Consider the following 16,655-nt stretch of genomic DNA (forward strand, 5'->3'; position numbering starts at 1 on the left):
TCCCCGCGGTGATAGGTACCTGTTGGCATATGCGAACCTATTGATGTATGTGACTGCCGCTTCCTAGGCTGAGACCGATTCAGACCTAGGGGTGGCAGCATGCACGGGCGCGACGAAGTGCTGGCGACGATCGAGAGCCGCCTGGTCACCGGGGGTGGCGTCGCCCTGTACGGTCCGGCCGGCATCGGCAAGACGGCGCTGCTCGACGCGGCGGCCTCGGCTGCGGGCGCGCGCGGCGAGCTCGTGGTGTGGTCGCGCCCGGCGCGCAGCGAGCGCCTGATCCCGTACGCGGGCCTGGCCGACCTGGTGGCGCAGCTCCCGCCGGCGGCCCGATCGGCGCTGCCGCCGGCCCAGCGGGCCGCTCTCGCCGCCCTGCGGCAGGGTCAGGTCCCGCGGGCCGGGGCCGCCGCGCTCGCCCGCCGCCTCGTGCTGCCGCTGATGCTGACGCACTGCGCCCGCGCGCGTCCTGTGCTGATCGTGCTGGACGACTGCCAGTGGCTGGACGCCGAATCGGCCGAGCTGATCGCCTTCGCCATGCGGCGGCGACCCGGCCCCCGGGTCCGCGTGCTGGCCGCGCAACGGCCTCCCGGCCCGGCCGGCCGTCGCCGCGCCACCCGGCTGTGCCCGGCCCCCGCGCTCGAGCTCGAGGTGCCGGCGCTGACGGCCGACGACCTGACCGAACTGCTCGAGTCCCGCGGCCTGCCGTGCCGTCTGGCCGGCCGCATGCACGAAGCCAGCGCCGGCAACCCGTTCCTGGCTCTCGCGCTCGGCGCCGCCCTGCCGCCGGGTCCGGCATGGCGTCCCGCGCCGCTGCCCGAGACGGCCCGTGAACTGCTGCGTGATCGGCTCGCCGGCCTGCCCGCCGAGACCGTCGGCACCCTGCTGGTGGCCGCGCTGGCGGCCGAGCCCACGATCACGGCGCTGCTGCGGGCCGGGCGCGAGGACGCCGTACGGGATCTGCGCCGCGCCGCCGCGGCCGGCGCCGTGACGGTCGACGGCGACCGGATCCGGTTCACCCCGCCCCCGCTCGCCACCGTGATCGCCGAGGACGCGCCGGCCCGCGACCGCACCGAGGCGCACACCGCTCTGGCCGCCGGGGCCGTCGACGAGATCGAGGCGCTGCGGCACCGGGCCCTGCGCAGCTCGGTGCCGGACGCCGCGGTCGCGCGGTCGCTGGCCGCCGCCGCGCAGAGCTGCGCGGCGCGGGGAGCCGGCCGCGCCGCCGCCGAGCTGTTCCTGCTGGCCGCCGACCGCTGCCCACCCACCTGCACCGCCCACCGCCTCGACTGGCTGGTGGCCGCGGCGCGCAGCGGGCTCAGCGCCGGGGCGGCCGCGCTGGCCGGCCGCGCGGCCGAGGCGGTGCTCGCGGCCGGCGCACCCGCCGGGCACCGGGTGCGCGCCCGGCTGGTGCTGATCGACCTGGCCGGGCAGGGGCTCGCCGAGATGGGGGAGATGGTCGCCGCCGCGCTCGAGGAGGCCGGCGACGACCCGGCCCTGCGCGCCCCGGTGCTGTTGCGGGTCACCTGGGCGTCGTTGCTGATCGGCGAACCGGACCGGGCGGCGGACGAGGCGGCGCGCACCGCGCTGGCCGCCCGCCGGGCCGGCGACCCGACCACCGAGGCGATGGCGCTGAGCGTGCTGGCCCAGATCGAGCGGCTGCGCGGCGACCCCGGCTGGTCCGACACCCTGACCGAGGCGCTGGTCCTGCCGGCCGCGCCCGCACCCGACTGGCTGCACTACGGCCCGCGCTATGTCGCGGCGCGCTTCGCCATGATGGACGACCGCCTCGACGAGGCCCGGGCCGCGCTGCTGAGCCTGCTGGCCGTGGCCGGGCAGGACCGGATCGGGGAGGCCCGGGTGGGGGTGCTGCGCAGCCTGTCCGAGGTGGCCACCCGGGCCGGCCGCTGCCGCGAGGCGCTGAGCTACGCCCACGAGGCCGCCCGGGCCGCGCAACGGGCCGGGCTGAGCCCCGGGCCCACCTCGTACACGGCGGCGATGGCCGAGCTGGCCGGGGGCAGCCTGGCCTCGGCCGCGGGGTTCGCCCGCCGGGGCGTGCGCGCCTCCGAACAGGAGGGCGACACTCTCTACCTGCGGCGCAACCTGCACGCGCTGGGCCAGGCGGAGCTGCGGGCGGGCCGCACCCGCGACGGCGTGGCGGCGTTGCGCCGGCTGCGCGACCTGGAGGCCGGTTCGGGCGGGGGCGACCCGATGATCGTGCGCTGGCACGGCGACCTGGCCGGGGGCCTGGCCGCGCTGGGGGAGCACGCCGAGGCCACCGCGACGCTCGCCACCGCCCGGGCCGCGGCCGGGCGGCTCGGCGACAACCCGGGCCTGCTCGGCTATCTGGATCGGGCGGCGGCGGTGGTGCTCTCCGAGAGCGGCCAGGCCGACTCGGCCGTACGGCTTTCGGCCTCGGCGGCGCAGCACTTCGAGCAACTGCACCAGCCGATCGAGCAGGCCCACGCGCTGCTGGTGCAGGGCGGTGCCGAGCGGCGCCGCCGGCGGTACGCGGCCGCCCGGCTGGCGATCGGCGCCGCGCTCGCGATCTTCCTGGCCGCCGACGCCAAGCCGTGGGCCGAGCAGACCGAACGGGCGCTGGCCGGCACGACGGCGGCCGGCACGACCCCGTTCGACCTTCCCCTGACCTCGACCGAGCTGCGCATCGCGGCCCTGGTGCGCGACGGCGCCAGCAACCGCGAGATCGCTGGCCGGCTCTATCTGAGCGTCAAGACGGTGGAGGCGACGCTGACCCGGATCTACCGCAAACTCGGGGTGCGGTCACGCACCCAGTTGTCGTCGCGGCTGACCACTGTGGTGTCCGAAGTCACGAGGAGTGCCTGACCAGCCACTTCGCCACGGAGAGTGATCCCGGCTACAGGATTCCAGTGGTCGCCGTCACCTTTATCTTCCATCTTTTACCTGCTTGATTTGGGTATGAAGCGCGCGGCCCGGATGGTTGTACAGGAAGGCGACGAGGCCTATCGCCATCACTATCCGTTAAGGAGACGGCCATGCAGATCACGACCAAGCTTCGCGACGTGCGCACGGCGCTGGCGAACCGCCGCACCATGCGCGTCGCCCACCGCAAGCTCGCCGGCGAGCTCGCGTCGTTCCGCACCACCGCCGAGCGTGCCGAGCTCGACCAGCTTCTCTCTCGTCACAGCAACGAGGAGACCGAGGTCATCCGCGAGATCCTCTACCGTCAGGACACGGTGCGCCTGCAGACCAGCGGCCGCCAGACCGCCGGTATGGGCGGGTTCGTGGGCTGACCTTCGAGCAGCTGAAAGCCGGCCGGGATGACCCGGCCGGCTTTTTCGTGTCCGCAGCCGAGGATCAGCGGCCCCGGTGCTCCTGGTCGCCCGTCTTGGATCGGGCCCGCAGGCTGCCGGCGTGGGCCTTGGAGTCCGGGTCCTTCTTCGACTTCATCAGGCTGGCGACGGTCGTGATGGCCAGGACCCCGATGATGACGACCAGCGAGAGCGGTGTCGGGATCTCGGGCACCGAGGTGTTGATGTCGACGTGCAGCCAGTGCAGCACCAGCTTGACGCCGATGAAGGCCAGGATGACGGCCAGGCCCGCGGAGAGGTAGACCAGACGGTCGAGCAGCCCCTTCACCAGGAAGAACAGGGCGCGTAGCCCCAGCAGCGCGAAGGCGTTGGCCGCGAAGACGATGAAGGCCTCGTCGGTGACACCGAAGACCGCCGGGATGGAGTCGAGCGCGAAGAGCAGGTCGGAGCTGCCGATGGCGATCAGCACGACGAACATCGGGGTGACCACCCGGCGGCCGTCCACCTTGGTGATCATCTTGCCGCCGATGTAGTCGTCCGTCACCGGCAGCAGCCGCTTGGTCGCCTTGACCAGAGCGTTGTCCTCGACGTCGGGATCCTCGTCGCGGTGCCGGAACAGCTGCACCGCCGTGAAGATCAGCAGCAGCCCGAAGATCAGGAACATGAACGAGAAGAGGTTGAGCAGCGTCGCGCCGAGCGCGATGAAGATGACCCGCATGATCAGCGCGATGATGATGCCGAAGGTCAGGACCTCCTGCTGGTATTTCTCGGGCACCGCGAACGTGCTCATGATGATCACGAAGACGAAGAGGTTGTCGACCGACAGGCTCTTCTCGACGATGTAGCCGGCGAAGTACTGCGCGCCGAAATCCCAGCCGGCGACCTGACCGAAGACGACACCGAACGCGACCGCGACGGCGATGTAGAAGACCGACCAGACCGCCGCTTCGCGGAAACCGACGGCGTGCGGCCGGAACACGCCGACGGACAGGTCGAGGGCGAGCAGGGCGACGATGACCCCGATGGTCAGCGTCCAGCCGAGCGCGGTGACCTCAAGCATGGGAAAGAAACCTCCGGGCAGTAAGCGGGGCGGTTACCGATCAATGGTCCCCGGTTCGCCTGGGAGCTTGCTGAACGACGGCCCGCCTACCAGCGACTTTACCGGCGTCGAGGGAACCCGAGGCTGCTTCGCGGCCCTCTCTTTCCATCGTTACTTTCCGTAGAGAAGCGAGCGGGTGGGCACTCTGCGTCATGCGAGCGGAAGGTCATCGGCGGTTCTCGATCGGGGTACGCCAAATGCATAGATAGACGTGTATTAAAACGTTAACTCTGCTTTACGGGCAGGTCGGTGCGTCGGAGTTTCTGCAGCTCTGCGCGTTACTGCAGGATGCATCGTCGCTCACCCCACATCGGACGGAAAACTCGTCCCATGAGGACATTGCGCTGAGTTGACCACGCTGGCATGCTACGCGATGTCGTTCTGGGGGGCGCACACCGTAACGTTTGCTACACGCAGCGACCGTTACTTTCGGTAATCACCGGGCGGGGAGAGCCGAAGTTACCCCGCGTGACACCGAAGTGGAGAGGAGACGTGCCGTGACCGCATCGGCACAACTACCCCTCGCCGATGACTTGTTTCTCACCGCCCATGACACCGTCAAGGGCAAGTGCCTGCTCTCCCCGGCGACGCTGGGGCTCGGCATGGCGTCCGCGCTCATCGGCGAACTGGTGCTCTGGCGCCGCGTCGACATCGTGGACGGCAAGATTCAGATCATCGACGACCGCCCGACCGGCGACCCCGCCGCCACCGCCGTGCTCGACCAGTTGCTGCGCGAGGGACACCACCGCGCCGTCCGGGACTGGATCTCGTTCCTGGCCACCGGCGTCGCCACCGACCTGGTCGAGCGTCGCCTGGCCCGGTCCGCCCTCGTGCAACGGCAGGAGAAGCGCGGCCTGTTCGGCGCCAAGGTCTCCTTCGTGCCGTCCGACTCGATGATCGCCGGCTGGCCGGCCACCCGGATCCGTACGTTCATCGGCCGCGGCGAACTGCTCGACATCCCCGACCTGGTCCTCGCCGGCCTGATCCTCGCCACCGGCCTCGACCAGCACGTCTTCGTGACCCTCGAGGCCCGCGGCCGCGGGCAGCTGTTCGACCAGCTCAAGCGTCGGCTCCCGGCCATGCTGCTGGAGCTGGTGGGTCAGGCCGAGGCGGCGGTGGGCGACGCCGTCATGGCCCGGCGCGCCTGACCCCGCACCTCTCACCACACACCCCCTTCCCAACCCCCTCATGGAGAAACGCGTGTCCTCGACCGCAACAAAACCCCCGCAGAGCCAGCTGTCGACCGCGCTGGCCCGCGACCGTCTCGGCGTGGCCGCGGTGGTCTTCTTCGTCATGTCCGCCGCCGCGCCCCTCACCGTCGTCGCCGGTGTCGTGCCCACCGGTATCGCCGTCACCGAGCTGACCAGCATCTCGATCGCGTTCGTGGCGGTTGCCGTCGTCCTCGCGATCTTCGCGGTCGGGTACGTCGCCATGGCCCGGCACATCGCCAACGCGGGCGCCTTCTACGCGTACATCGCGCAGGGGATCGGCCGGCCCTTCGGGGTCGGCGCCTCCTGGGTGGCGCTGCTGGCCTACAACATGTTCCAGATCGCCGCGTACGGCGGCTTCGGGGCCATCGCGTCACCGCTGTTCGACAAGTGGTTCGGGCTCGACATCAGCTGGTGGGTCCTGGCCCTGGTGGTCTGGGCCCTGACCGCGGTCCTCGGCGTCCGCGACGTGGCGGTCAACGGCAAGGTGCTGGCCACCCTCCTGGTCGCCGAGATCGTCGTGGTCTTCGCGTTCAGCATCGCCGACCTGTTCTCGCCGAACTTCACCGCGTCGTCCGCCCCGGTCGACGTGACCAGCCTGGCCGGCGCCGGCTCGGGCGCGCTGCTGGCCATGGCCATCACCGGCTTCGTGGGCTTCGAGCAGTCCGTGGTGTTCAGCGAGGAGTCCCGCGACCCGCGCCGGACCGTGCCCCGGGCCACCTACATCGCCATCTCGCTGATCGCCGTGCTCTACGGCTTCGCCGCCTGGGCGATGATCTCGGGCGCCGGGCCCGACGTCGTCGGCCGGGCCGGCACGGAAGGCCCCGACCTGTTCTTCAACGTCGCCTCCGACCAGCTCGGCGGCCGCGCTGTCGACCTCGGGTACGCGCTGTTCCTGACCTCGCTGATCGCCGCGATGATCTCGTTCCACAACATCATCGCCCGGTACATGTTCTCGCTCGGCCGCGAAGGCGTGCTGCCCCGCGCGTTCGGCCGCACGGTGCCCGGCACCGGCGCCCCCAAGAACGGCTCGCTCGTGCAGAGCGCCCTCGGCCTGCTGGTCATCATCGTCTACGCCATCGCCGGCTGGGACCCGCTGGTCAACCTGTTCTTCTGGGGCGGCAGCGGCGGTGGCATCGGCGTCCTGCTGCTGATCACCCTGACCTCGTTCGCGGTCATCCGCTACTTCGTGCGGCACCCCGAGGGCGAGGACTTCTGGCACCGCCTCGGCGCCCCCGTGCTCGGCTCGGTCCTGCTGCTCGTGATGTCGTACCTGGCGATCAGCAACATCGCCACGCTGTTCGGCGTCGAGCCCGGCAGCAAGCCGACCTGGGTGGTGCCGCTCGCCTTCGGCGTCCTGCTCGTCGCCGGCATCGCCTGGGCGCTGATCCTGCGCAGCAGCCGCCCGCACGTCTACGCCGGCATCGGCCTGGGCGCGCGCAGCGCCTCCTCCGTGGGTGGATTCTCCGCCGCCCTCTCCTCCCTCGACGAGAAGGACAAAGCGTGACGTTCCCCGAGATCCGTTCCGCCCGTGACGAGGAGATCCCCGCGATCGGGCACCTGATCAGCCACTCGTTCTTCCACCTCGACGCGAACGCCTACCTGGTGCCGCCGCTCGAGGACCGTCTCACGGTGATGGCCGACTTCTTCACGCTGCTGACCGAGCACGCGCAGAAGTACGGCCGGGTCGACGCCATCGATCTGCCCGACGGGAGCGGCCTGGTCGCTACCGCCGTGTGGTTCGACTACACCAAGGAGGCGCCCGACCCGGAGGCGTACGACGAGCGGCTGCGGTCGCTGGCCGGCGACTACCACGAGCGGTTCGTCGCGCTCGACCAGCTCTTCGAGAAGCACCACCCGCACGACGCGCACTGGCACCTGGCGTTCCTGGCCGTGCACCCCGACCACCAGCACCACGGTCTGGGCGGCAAGCTCATGAGCCACACCCACGCCGAGCTCGACGCGACCGGCGTCCCGGCGTACCTGGAGGCGACGAACGAGAACAACGTGCGCCTCTACCGCCGCGCGGGATATGTCGACATGGACCCGTTCGAGATGCTGCTCCCCGACGGCACGCCCTTCTTCCGGATGTGGCGCGCCTGAGGTTCCCGGCGGGTCGAGCGCCGGTTCCACCGTTTCGGTCGGACCGGCGCTCGCGAGGGGGCGCGGCCACCGTCCGGCCGCGCCTCCCCCTCACCACGTGAACACCGGGCCGCGGGCCTTGCCACCGGGCAGCAGCGGTCGTTGCGTGTACTCCCACGTCTGCACCAGCACGAGCTCGCGGCCGTGCGGCGGACGCAGGTCGACCGGCCCGCAGCTCTGCTTCAGGGCGAAATCCGTGAACATCACACCCTTGCAGCTGTACGGGCCGGCGACCACGTCGTCGCTGTCGGCGTCCCGCAGCGTCAGCACGATGTCGGCCTGCACGCCCGGCATGGCCTCCATCTCGCCCATCACCCGCACGTTCTCGCCGAGCGAGTGGCACGGGCGAGTCAGCACGGGATGGCCGATCTGCCAGTCGTACGCGTCGCCGCACTGCCACGGGCCGAACGCCTCTTCCTGAGGGCCGCCCGGACCGGGCGAAGCGCCCGCCCCCACCGGTGCTGTCCCGGACGTCGGCCGGATCGCGCCCGGCGTGGCAGCGCGGCCGGTCGGCGCGACACTCGGCCGGGCCCCGGGACCGGGTAGCCGGGCGCTCGACCCGACCGGCAGGTGCGCGGCCGAACCGCCGATCGCACCGCCGCTCGAACCGCCGTTCGCACCACTGGGCGGTGGCACCCCGGCGGCCGGTAAGCCGGCCGCCGGGGCCCCGTCGCTGGGGTTCAGTCCACCGGGCCCGCCCGGCGACGCCAGAGCCTGCGGGGCGGCGGCGGCCGGCTCGTCGCCGGCGTCGAGCAGCTGCCACGCGTTGAAGCCGCCCACCCCGGACAGGGCCACGGTGCCGGCCAGCAACGCGACCATCGCCCACGGGCGGCGCCACATCCACGACCGCGGGCCGTTCCGCGGACGCTTGCGGGAGGACGCCGGGCGGCCGGACGGATGAGAGACGGCGCGCAGGCCGACCTCGGCGGTGCCACCGGTCACGACGGTGACGTCACCGGGCGCGACCAGGGCGGGCACCCCGGCGGTCCGGCGCGACAACTCCCGCAGAGCGGCCCCCAGCTCGGCGGTGGACGGGCGCTGAGCCGGATCCTTGGCGAGACACCAGACCACCAGGTCCCAAACCGCCTGCGGCATGCCGTCGGGGCGTTGCGGGGTCTCGTCGAGGTGCCCGCGCAGCACGGCGAGAGGTTCCCCGGCGTACGGGGGGCGGCCGGTCAGCAACTCGTAGAGCACGATGCCGGCGGAATACACATCGGACGCCGGAACGGCCTCGCCCTGGATCGCCTCCGGAGCCATGTAGTGCGGCGTGCCGACGATGGCCTGCGGAGTGGTCAGGCCGGCGGTGTCGAGCACCCGGGCGATGCCGAAGTCGGTCAGGCGCACCTCCAGGCGGCCGCCGTTGTCCTGCAACAGGATGTTGTCGGGCTTGACGTCGCGGTGGACCACGCCGAGCTCATGGGCCTGGGCCAGGGCGGCGGCGACCTGGGCGAGCAGGTCGGCGGCGTCCGACGGGGGGAGGGTGCCCTCGGCGTGCAGATGGCCGCGCAGGCTGCCGCCGGCGACATAATCCATCACGAGGGCGAGCGAGCCGCCGACGCTGAACAGGTCACGCACGCCGACGATGTTCTCGTGGCGCATCATCATCAGGATCGTGCGCTCCTGGACGAAGCGGATGACGAGCTTCGGCTGACGGAGCAGGCCCTCGTGCAACAGTTTGACGGCGACGTCGGCGCCGGTGGAGCGATCGATGCCGCGCCAGACGGTGCCGGTGGCGCCGTGGCCCACGGGGCAGACCAGGACGTACGAATTGCCGACACAGCGGCCGCTCAGGTCGGCGGTGGCAGCTTCGGCGGGGAGGCTGCCGGTCAGGGAGGGGTATGACTGCACGCTTCGTCGAAACCTTCCTATCGGAACCGTGGGTAACCGGATCGCGACGCTGATCGTCCGGATCGATCCCGATAAGGGCAATGGTGTGATGCCGTTTCTGTCATGGACGGCTAGTCCTCGGTTTTCGGCGTTACCTCCCTCGCGCGTGGTTCGTTCGTTTCTTACCGGTTCTTCGGTTCTGCTTGGTGGGTTGGACTTTCTTGCGGTGGACGGCTGGGGCCGAGGGTGACCAAGCTCGGACGGTAAGGCATCTATGTCTGAGCTTGGTCACCCTCGGCCCCAGCCTTGGGGGCGAGCCGGTTCCGGGCTTGATCTTGGTCGCCGGCCGGTGGGTGCCTGAGGGGGCTGAGCGGTCACCTGGCGGGTGAGGGGTCTGGCTGCCGCGTTGTGGTCGACGGACCGGGAGTCGGCTCGGGCGGGCGGGCCTGGGTGGGGGGTCAAGGGGGCCGGACCGTGCCGGTTGCGGTCAGCAACTCGCGGCTGGGTGGTGGGGGACGGCTCTTGCTGGGTGGCGGGGCTTGGTGATCAGGTCGCGCTGGTGGGTGGGCGGGGAGAAGAGTGGGTGCTGGTGGCATGGCGAGCTTTGTGGGGGAGTGGCGTGGGGGCTGAGTCGGTCTGGGATGGGGTTTTGGAGGCTCGGCGGTGGTTGGACGGTGTCAATGGGACGGCGCCGTTGGAGGTGACTTGCCGGATCTTGAAGGTCACGGAGGAGGCGGGGGAGGCGGCTCAGGCCTGGATCGGGCTGTTGGGGCAGAACCCCCGTAAGGGAGTTACGCACAGCCGGGAGGAGGTGGCGGCCGAGCTGGCTGATGTGGCGTTCACGGCGATGGTGGCGATCGCCAGCCTGGGGATCGATCCTCGGGGGGCGTTGGAGGCTTGTGCGGGGAAGGTTCGGGTGCGGCTTGCCGGCGAGGTGGACGGCGAGGGGGGCGGGGAGGGGGAGGTGGAGGGTGGCGCTGGAGGTTGCTGAGGAGCTTTCTGCTGCGGCGTGGCTTTCTGTGGCTGAGGTCGGGTGGATGCGGGTGGTCACGTTCGGGCCGGCTTCGTTCTCTGCGTACGCGCGTCTTCGGTACCTGCCTGATCCGGTGCGTCCGGGCATGCGCGAGTCGGAGGTGCGGCTGCCGGCTCGCTGGACCACCGAGATCGACATGGCCCGGGCGGCGTTGGAGGCGCTCGCCGGGTACAGCTCCTCCACGCGCGATTGCCATGTCTGCGTGTGGGAGGGCGGGGCGGCGTTCCGGAGTGCCGCTTTGACCCGCGGAGCCATGGTGGACCTGGGGCACCGGCGATACGTCTTGTTCACCGGCACTCTGGACGACTTGGCGGGGTGGGGCGACCTGTTCGACTCCGCGGTCTGCTCGGCGCCGGCCTTCGTCTGGCCGGCGGATCATGCGTGGTGCTTCGCCAGTGACGTCGACCCTCATTGGGCGGGCATCGGAGCTGACCGGGGGGTTGTCGACCGCCTTGTCGCGGACAGGAACCTCGACGTCGTGCGTGCGGACCCGGACGAGCCGCAGCCGACGTATTACTGAGCGACCGTACGGGTGGCGGTGGTCGGGGTCAGCCGGCGCTGAGGTTCAGTTCGAAGCTGTAGCGGCTGGCTCGGTAGACGTGGCTGCCGTACTCCAGGGCTCGGCCGCCGGCGTCCCAGGCGGTGCGGGTCATGGTGAGCAGGGAGGCGCCGCGCTTCTCGTCGAGGGTCTTGGCCTCGGCTGCGGTGGCTGAGCGGGCGCCGATCACCTGGGTGGCTATGCGCGGGGTCAGGCCGTTGCGGCGGAGCAGCTCGTAGAGGCCGTGCGCGGCGAGGGTCTCGCGGGTGAGCGGCAGGACGTCCACGGGGATCGCGTTGTGCATCAGCGCCAAGGGCTCGCCGCCGGCGTAGCGCAGCCGTTCGATCCAGGTGACCGCGGTGCCGGGGGCCACCTCCAGCGCGGTGGCGATCGCGTCGGGGGCGGGCATCACCTCCAGGCGCAGGACCTCGGTGCGCGGGGCGCGGTCGCCGGCCACCAGGTCGTCGTAGAGGCTGGACAGCTCGACCGGGCGGCGGACCTTGGGGTGCACCACCTGCGTGCCGACGCCGCGCTTGCGCACCAGCATGCCCCGTTCGACCAGGTACTGGATGGCGCGGCGGGTGGTGGGGCGCGAGACGCCCAGACGTTCGGCCAGGTCGACCTCGTTCTCGATGCGGGCGCCGACGCCGATCTCGCCCTTCTCGATCAGCTCCTGCAGTCGCGTGGCGACCTGGAAATACAGGGGTACGGGGCTGGTCCGGTCCACTTCGACCGGACGGAGCAGACCCTGCGGGGTGGACAGCTCGGACGTCACCGTGAACCTCGCTCCTGGAGTTTGTCATGACAAAGTATTGACGTACGCCGCTCCAAGTTATTACATCGAAGGCAGCAAACCTAGGGTCGCCGGCCCGCTACCGACGGCTACACCCTCTTTTCACCGCGCCGTAACGAGCACGGCATCCGGTGCGCCGCCGCGCGCCCCCATCCCCCCACCTGGCACCGAAGGCCGGAGGCTGAGGCATGCCCGCCGACGAAGTACTGACAATGGGACGCATAGGCGTCGACCTGTATCCGCAACAGGTCGGGGTGTCGCTGCGGGAGGTCCGCACCTTTGCCAAGTTCCTCGGCGGCAGCGCGACCAATGTGGCCGTCGCCGCGGCCCGCTACGGCCGGCGGTCGGCGGTGATCACGCGCACCGGGGACGACCCGTTCGGCGCGTTCCTGCACGACGCGCTGCGCGGCTTCGGGGTCGACGACCGGTTCGTCACGCCGGTCGCGGGCCTGCCGACGCCGGTGACGTTCTGCGAGATATTTCCGCCCGACGACTTCCCGCTGTACTTCTACCGGTTCCCCAAGGCGCCGGATCTCGAGATCTACCCGTCCGAGCTGGACCACGACGCGATCCGTGACGCCGACATCTTCTGGGTCACCGGCACGGGGCTGTCCCAGGAGCCGTCCCGTACGGCCACTCTCGACGCGCTGAAGCACCGCGGCAAGTCGGGGATCACCGTCTTCGACCTCGACTACCGGCCGATGTTCTGGTCGTCCCGTGAGGAGGCCCGCCGGTGGTATGCCGAGGCGCTTCCGTACGCGACGGTGGCGGTGGGCAACCTCGACGAGGCGGACACCGCCGTCAACCAGCGCAAACCGGCCGAGGCGGCCGCCGCCCTGCACGACGCCGGCATCGACCTGGCCGTGGTCAAGCAGGGCCCGGCCGGCGTGCTCGCCTCCCGCGGCGGCATCCAGGTCGAGGTGCCGCCGGTCCCGGTCGAGGTGGTCAACGGGCTGGGAGCCGGGGACGCCTTCGGCGGGGCGCTCTGCCACGGGCTGCTGGCCGGCTGGGAGCTCGAGACGACGATGCGCTTCGCCAACGCCGCCGGAGCCATCGTCGCCTCGCGACTGTCCTGCGCCGACGCCATGCCCAGCGAAAGCGAAGTCCGCGCCCTGCTCGGAGAGGCCCAGCATGCCTGATCTCGACGACCTCCTCGACATCCGCACCCGTCGCCCGGCGGCGATCGCGGCGGCCGCCACCGCGCGGCGCCGGCCGGCGAGCCTCTTCGGCCCGCACGGCAAACTGATGATCATCGCGGCCGATCACCCGGCCCGCGGCGCCCTGCGGGCCGGCGACGACCCCCTCGCGATGGGCAACCGGGCCGACCTGCTCGACCGCATCCGGACGGCCCTGGGCCGCCCCGGCGTCAACGGCGTGCTCGGCACGCCCGACATCCTGGAAGACCTGCTGCTGCTGGGCGCGCTCGACGACAAGGTCGTGATCGGCTCGATGAACCGCGGCGGTCTGGCCGGCACGTCGTTCGAGATGGACGACCGGTTCACCGCGTACGACGCGGAGAGCATAACGACGGCCGGCTTCGAGGGCGGCAAGATGCTGCTGCGGATCGACCCCGACGACGCGGCCACGGTGGCGACCCTGCAGTCCTGCGGCGTCGCCGTGAGCGAGCTGGCCGCGCGCCGCCGGATGGCGATGGTCGAGCCGTTCATCTCGCACCGGGTCGACGGCCGGGTCCGCAACGAGCTGACCACCGAGGCGATGATCCGCGCGATGACGGTCGCGGCCGGGCTGGGCACGACCTCCGCGTACACCTGGCTCAAGGTGCCGGTCGTCCACGACATGGAGAAGGTCATGGCCGCGACCACTCTGCCCGCGCTCATCCTCGGCGGCGAGGGCGAGGCCGCGTACGGCGAATGGCGCAAGGCCCTTGACCTGCCCACCGTGCAGGGACTGGTCATCGGCCGCTCGCTGCTCTATCCGGCGAGCGGCTCGGTGGCCGACGCGGTGGACCGGGCGGTGAGCCTGCTGTGAGCACCCGAGTCAACCCGATCATGCCCTGCGGCAGCACCGCCGAGAAGCCGTTCGACGTGGTGGTGACGCCCGAGAACGCCGGCTGGAACTACAGCGGGCTGCGCGTGCTCGACCTGCCGGTGGGCGCCCGGGTCACGTTCGCGACCGGCGACGACGAGATGCTGGTGCTGCCGCTGTCCGGTGGCTGCGACGTCACCTGCGACGACGAGCGCCTGACGCTGACCGGCCGGCGCTCGGTCTTCACCCGGGTGACCGACTTCGCCTATGTGCCCCGCGATTCCACGGTCACCGTGCGGGCGCCCAACGGCGGGCGCTTCGCGCTGCCGGCGGCCCGCGCGAGCCGGCGGCTGCCGTTCCGCTACGGCTCGGCCGACGATGTGGCGGTCGAGTTGCGCGGCGCCGGGCAGGCCAGCCGGCAGGTCAACAACTTCTGCACGCCGGAGCGCTTCGAGGCCGACCGGCTGATCGCCTGTGAGGTGCTGACCCCGGGCGGCAACTGGTCGTCCTACCCGCCGCACAAGCACGACGAGCAGGCCGAGGGGGAGTCCTCCCTCGAGGAGATCTACTACTACGAGGTCGAGGCTTCGCCGGCGGGCACCGCGGGCAGCGCCTACCAGCGGGTGTACGGGCACCCCGACCGGCCGATCGAGGTGTGCGCCGAGGTCCGCACCGGCGACGTCGTGCTCATCCCGTACGGCTGGCACGGCCCGTCGATGGCCGCGCCCGGCTACGACCTCTACTACCTCAACGTGATGGCCGGCCCGGGCGAGCGCGAGTGGCTCGTCCGCGACGACCCGGCGCACGGGTGGGTGCGCGCCTCCTGGGACGGCGTGCCCGTCGACCCGCGCCTGCCGCTGACGACCCGCAACGAGAGGACGCGATCGTGAGACTCACCGTCGGTCAGGCCGTGGTGCGGTTCCTGGCCAGCCAGTGGACCGAACGGGACGGCGTCGAGCGCCGGGCGGTCGCGGGCTGCCTGGGCATCTTCGGGCACGGCAACGTCGCCGGCCTCGGCCAGGCCCTGCTGCAGGCCCAGCGCACCGGCGAGGCCGATCTGCCGTACCGGCTGGCCCGCAACGAACAGGCCATGGTGCACACCGCGGCCGGGTTCGCGCGGATGAGCAACCGGCTGTCGACGTACGCCTGCACCGCGTCGATCGGCCCCGGCTCGACGAACATGCTCACCGGCGCCGCGCTGGCGACGGTGAACCGGCTGCCCGTGCTGCTGCTGCCGTCCGACATCTTCGCCACCCGGGCCGCGTCGCCGGTGCTGCAGGAGCTGGAGGACCCGGGCGGCTACGACGTGTCGGTCAACGACGCGTTCCGCCCGCTGTCGCGCTTCTTCGACCGGGTGTGGCGTCCCGAGCAGCTGCCGTCGGCCCTGCTCGGCGCGATGCGGGTGCTGACCGACCCGGTCGAGACCGGCGCGGTCACCATCTGCCTTCCCCAGGATCTGCAGGCCGAGGCGTACGAGTTCCCCGACGCGTTGTTCGCCAAGCGGGTCTGGCACGTGGCGCGCCCGCCGGCCGAACCGGCCTTCGTGGAGCGGGCCGCCCGGGTGCTCAAGGCCGCGCGGCGCCCCTTGCTCATCGCGGGCGGCGGCGCCGTCTACGGCGAGGCGTCCGGGGAGCTCGACCGGTTCGCCCGCGAGACCGGCATCCCGGTGGCCGACACCCAGGCCGGCAAGGGCGCGCTGAGCTGGGACCACCCGAACGCGGTGGGCGGCGTCGGCTCGACCGGCACCCCGGTGGCCAACCGGCTGGCTCGCGAGGCCGACGTGATCATCGGCGTCGGCACCCGCTACAGCGACTTCACCACTGCCTCCCGGACGGCGTTCCAGAACCCGGACGTGAAGTTCGTGAACATCAACGTGGCCGCGTTCGACGCCGTCAAGGAGTCGGCGTTCCCGATCGTGGCCGACGCCCGGGCCGGCCTGACGGCGCTGCTGGCGGCGCTGGACGGGCAGCGCTACGAGACCGGCTACGAGGCCGAGGTCGGCCGGTGGCAGGCCACGGTCGACCACGCGTACCACCTGGGACACGGACCCCTGCCCGCCCAGACCGAGGTGATCGGGGCGGTGAACGAAGCGTGCGGAGCACGCGACGTCGTCGTGCAGGCGGCCGGAAGCCTGCCCGGCGACCTGCAGATGCTGTGGCGCGCGGGGGATCCGAAGCAGTACCACGTCGAGTACGGCTTCTCGTGCATGGGTTTCGAGATCGCCGGCGCGCTCGGCATCAAGCTGGCCGACCCCGGGCGCGAGGTCTTCGCGATGGTCGGCGACGGCTCCTACCTGATGATGGCGCAGGAGATCGTCACCGCCGTGGCCGAGGGCATCAAGCTCATCGTCGTCCTGGTGCAGAACCACGGCTTCGCGTCGATCGGCGCGCTGTCGGAGTCGCTGGGATCCCAGCGATTCGGCACCAGCTACCGCTACCGCGGGGCGAACGGCGACTACAACGGCGGCCACCTGCCGGTCGACCTGGCGGCGAACGCGGAGAGCCTCGGCGCCCACGTGATCCGCTGCCGCACGATCGCCGATCTGGCCGACGGCCTCAAACGCGCGCGGGAGGCCGACCGCCTGACCGTCGTGCACATCGAGACCGATCCGCTCGCCCCGGTGCCGTCCCCCGAGTCGTGGTGGGACGTGCCGGTGCCGGAGACCTCCGCGCTGGAGAGCACCCGCGAGGCCCGCACCGCCTACGAGGCCGCCAAGCGCGGTCAACGCCTCTATCTCTAAGG

Annotated in this window: 14 protein-coding genes; 11 read left to right on the forward strand and 3 right to left on the reverse strand. The window is 71.6% G+C overall.

Going from position 1 to position 16,655, the window contains the following annotated elements; translation table 11 throughout:
* The first annotated feature begins 99 nt into the window (after positions 1-99).
* Together HJC40_RS45835 and HJC40_RS38365 are read left to right on the forward strand one after the other, a co-directional pair.
* Positions 100-2,841, forward strand: a complete 2,742-nt coding sequence (locus tag HJC40_RS45835) for a LuxR family transcriptional regulator (protein ID WP_284044331.1) — start codon at positions 100-102, stop codon at positions 2,839-2,841.
* A 170-nt stretch (positions 2,842-3,011) separates the two neighbouring features.
* Positions 3,012-3,269, forward strand: a complete 258-nt coding sequence (locus HJC40_RS38365) for a hypothetical protein (RefSeq protein ID WP_250008471.1) — start codon at positions 3,012-3,014, stop codon at positions 3,267-3,269.
* A gap of 64 nt (positions 3,270-3,333) precedes the next feature.
* Here the strand turns inward: HJC40_RS38365 and HJC40_RS38370 are convergent, their stop codons facing one another.
* On the reverse strand, positions 3,334-4,347 hold the full coding sequence (locus tag HJC40_RS38370; RefSeq protein WP_250008473.1) for a TerC family protein: 1,014 nt from the start codon (positions 4,345-4,347) through the stop codon (positions 3,334-3,336).
* A 536-nt stretch (positions 4,348-4,883) separates the two neighbouring features.
* Here HJC40_RS38370 and HJC40_RS38375 point away from each other — a divergent pair.
* From HJC40_RS38375 to HJC40_RS38385, 3 genes are read left to right on the forward strand one after another with little or no spacing between them, the layout of a single operon-like run.
* Positions 4,884-5,534 carry a GPP34 family phosphoprotein gene (locus tag HJC40_RS38375; protein WP_250008474.1) on the forward strand — a complete coding sequence of 217 codons (651 nt, stop codon included), beginning with the start codon at positions 4,884-4,886 and terminating at the stop codon, positions 5,532-5,534.
* 52 nt (positions 5,535-5,586) lie between these two features.
* Positions 5,587-7,101: an APC family permease gene (locus HJC40_RS38380; RefSeq protein WP_250008475.1), complete on the forward strand. Its 1,515-nt coding sequence runs from the start codon at positions 5,587-5,589 to the stop codon at positions 7,099-7,101.
* Positions 7,098-7,697, forward strand: a complete 600-nt coding sequence (locus HJC40_RS38385) for a GNAT family N-acetyltransferase (RefSeq protein WP_250008476.1) — start codon at positions 7,098-7,100, stop codon at positions 7,695-7,697. The genes HJC40_RS38380 and HJC40_RS38385 overlap by 4 nt, the downstream gene beginning before the upstream one ends.
* Before the next feature lie 90 nt (positions 7,698-7,787).
* Here HJC40_RS38385 and HJC40_RS38390 read toward each other — a convergent pair whose 3' ends face one another.
* Positions 7,788-9,584 carry a serine/threonine-protein kinase gene (locus HJC40_RS38390; protein ID WP_250008477.1) on the reverse strand — a complete coding sequence of 599 codons (1,797 nt, stop codon included), beginning with the start codon at positions 9,582-9,584 and terminating at the stop codon, positions 7,788-7,790.
* Between the two features lie 598 nt (positions 9,585-10,182).
* On the opposite strand from HJC40_RS38390, the gene HJC40_RS38395 reads away from it, so the two are divergent.
* Positions 10,183-10,554, forward strand: coding sequence for a MazG-like family protein (locus tag HJC40_RS38395; protein WP_250008478.1), 372 nt, complete (start codon positions 10,183-10,185; stop codon positions 10,552-10,554).
* Positions 10,535-11,116, forward strand: coding sequence for a hypothetical protein (locus HJC40_RS38400; protein WP_250008479.1), 582 nt, complete (start codon positions 10,535-10,537; stop codon positions 11,114-11,116). Before HJC40_RS38395 ends, HJC40_RS38400 begins: the two co-directional genes overlap by 20 nt.
* Positions 11,117-11,144: 28 nt before the next feature.
* Here HJC40_RS38400 and HJC40_RS38405 read toward each other — a convergent pair whose 3' ends face one another.
* Positions 11,145-11,909 (reverse strand): GntR family transcriptional regulator, encoded by a 765-nt coding sequence (locus HJC40_RS38405; RefSeq protein ID WP_250008481.1) that lies wholly within the window; start codon positions 11,907-11,909, stop codon positions 11,145-11,147.
* A gap of 206 nt (positions 11,910-12,115) precedes the next feature.
* On the opposite strand from HJC40_RS38405, the gene iolC reads away from it, so the two are divergent.
* The 4 genes from iolC to iolD are packed head-to-tail and all read left to right on the forward strand — an operon-like array spanning position 12,116 to position 16,653.
* Positions 12,116-13,066: a 5-dehydro-2-deoxygluconokinase gene (gene iolC, locus HJC40_RS38410; RefSeq protein WP_250008482.1), complete on the forward strand. Its 951-nt coding sequence runs from the start codon at positions 12,116-12,118 to the stop codon at positions 13,064-13,066.
* Positions 13,059-13,916, forward strand: coding sequence for an aldolase (locus HJC40_RS38415; RefSeq protein WP_250008483.1), 858 nt, complete (start codon positions 13,059-13,061; stop codon positions 13,914-13,916). The genes iolC and HJC40_RS38415 overlap by 8 nt, the downstream gene beginning before the upstream one ends.
* Positions 13,913-14,803 carry a 5-deoxy-glucuronate isomerase gene (gene iolB / locus HJC40_RS38420; protein ID WP_250008484.1) on the forward strand — a complete coding sequence of 297 codons (891 nt, stop codon included), beginning with the start codon at positions 13,913-13,915 and terminating at the stop codon, positions 14,801-14,803. Before HJC40_RS38415 ends, iolB begins: the two co-directional genes overlap by 4 nt.
* Entirely contained in the window at positions 14,800-16,653 is a 1,854-nt protein-coding gene (iolD, locus tag HJC40_RS38425) for a 3D-(3,5/4)-trihydroxycyclohexane-1,2-dione acylhydrolase (decyclizing) (RefSeq protein WP_250008485.1), read from the forward strand. The genes iolB and iolD overlap by 4 nt, the downstream gene beginning before the upstream one ends.
* Positions 16,654-16,655 lie beyond the last annotated feature (2 nt).

It is taken from the genome of Actinoplanes sp. M2I2 (genome assembly GCF_023544445.1).
GTDB lineage: Bacteria > Actinomycetota > Actinomycetes > Mycobacteriales > Micromonosporaceae > Actinoplanes.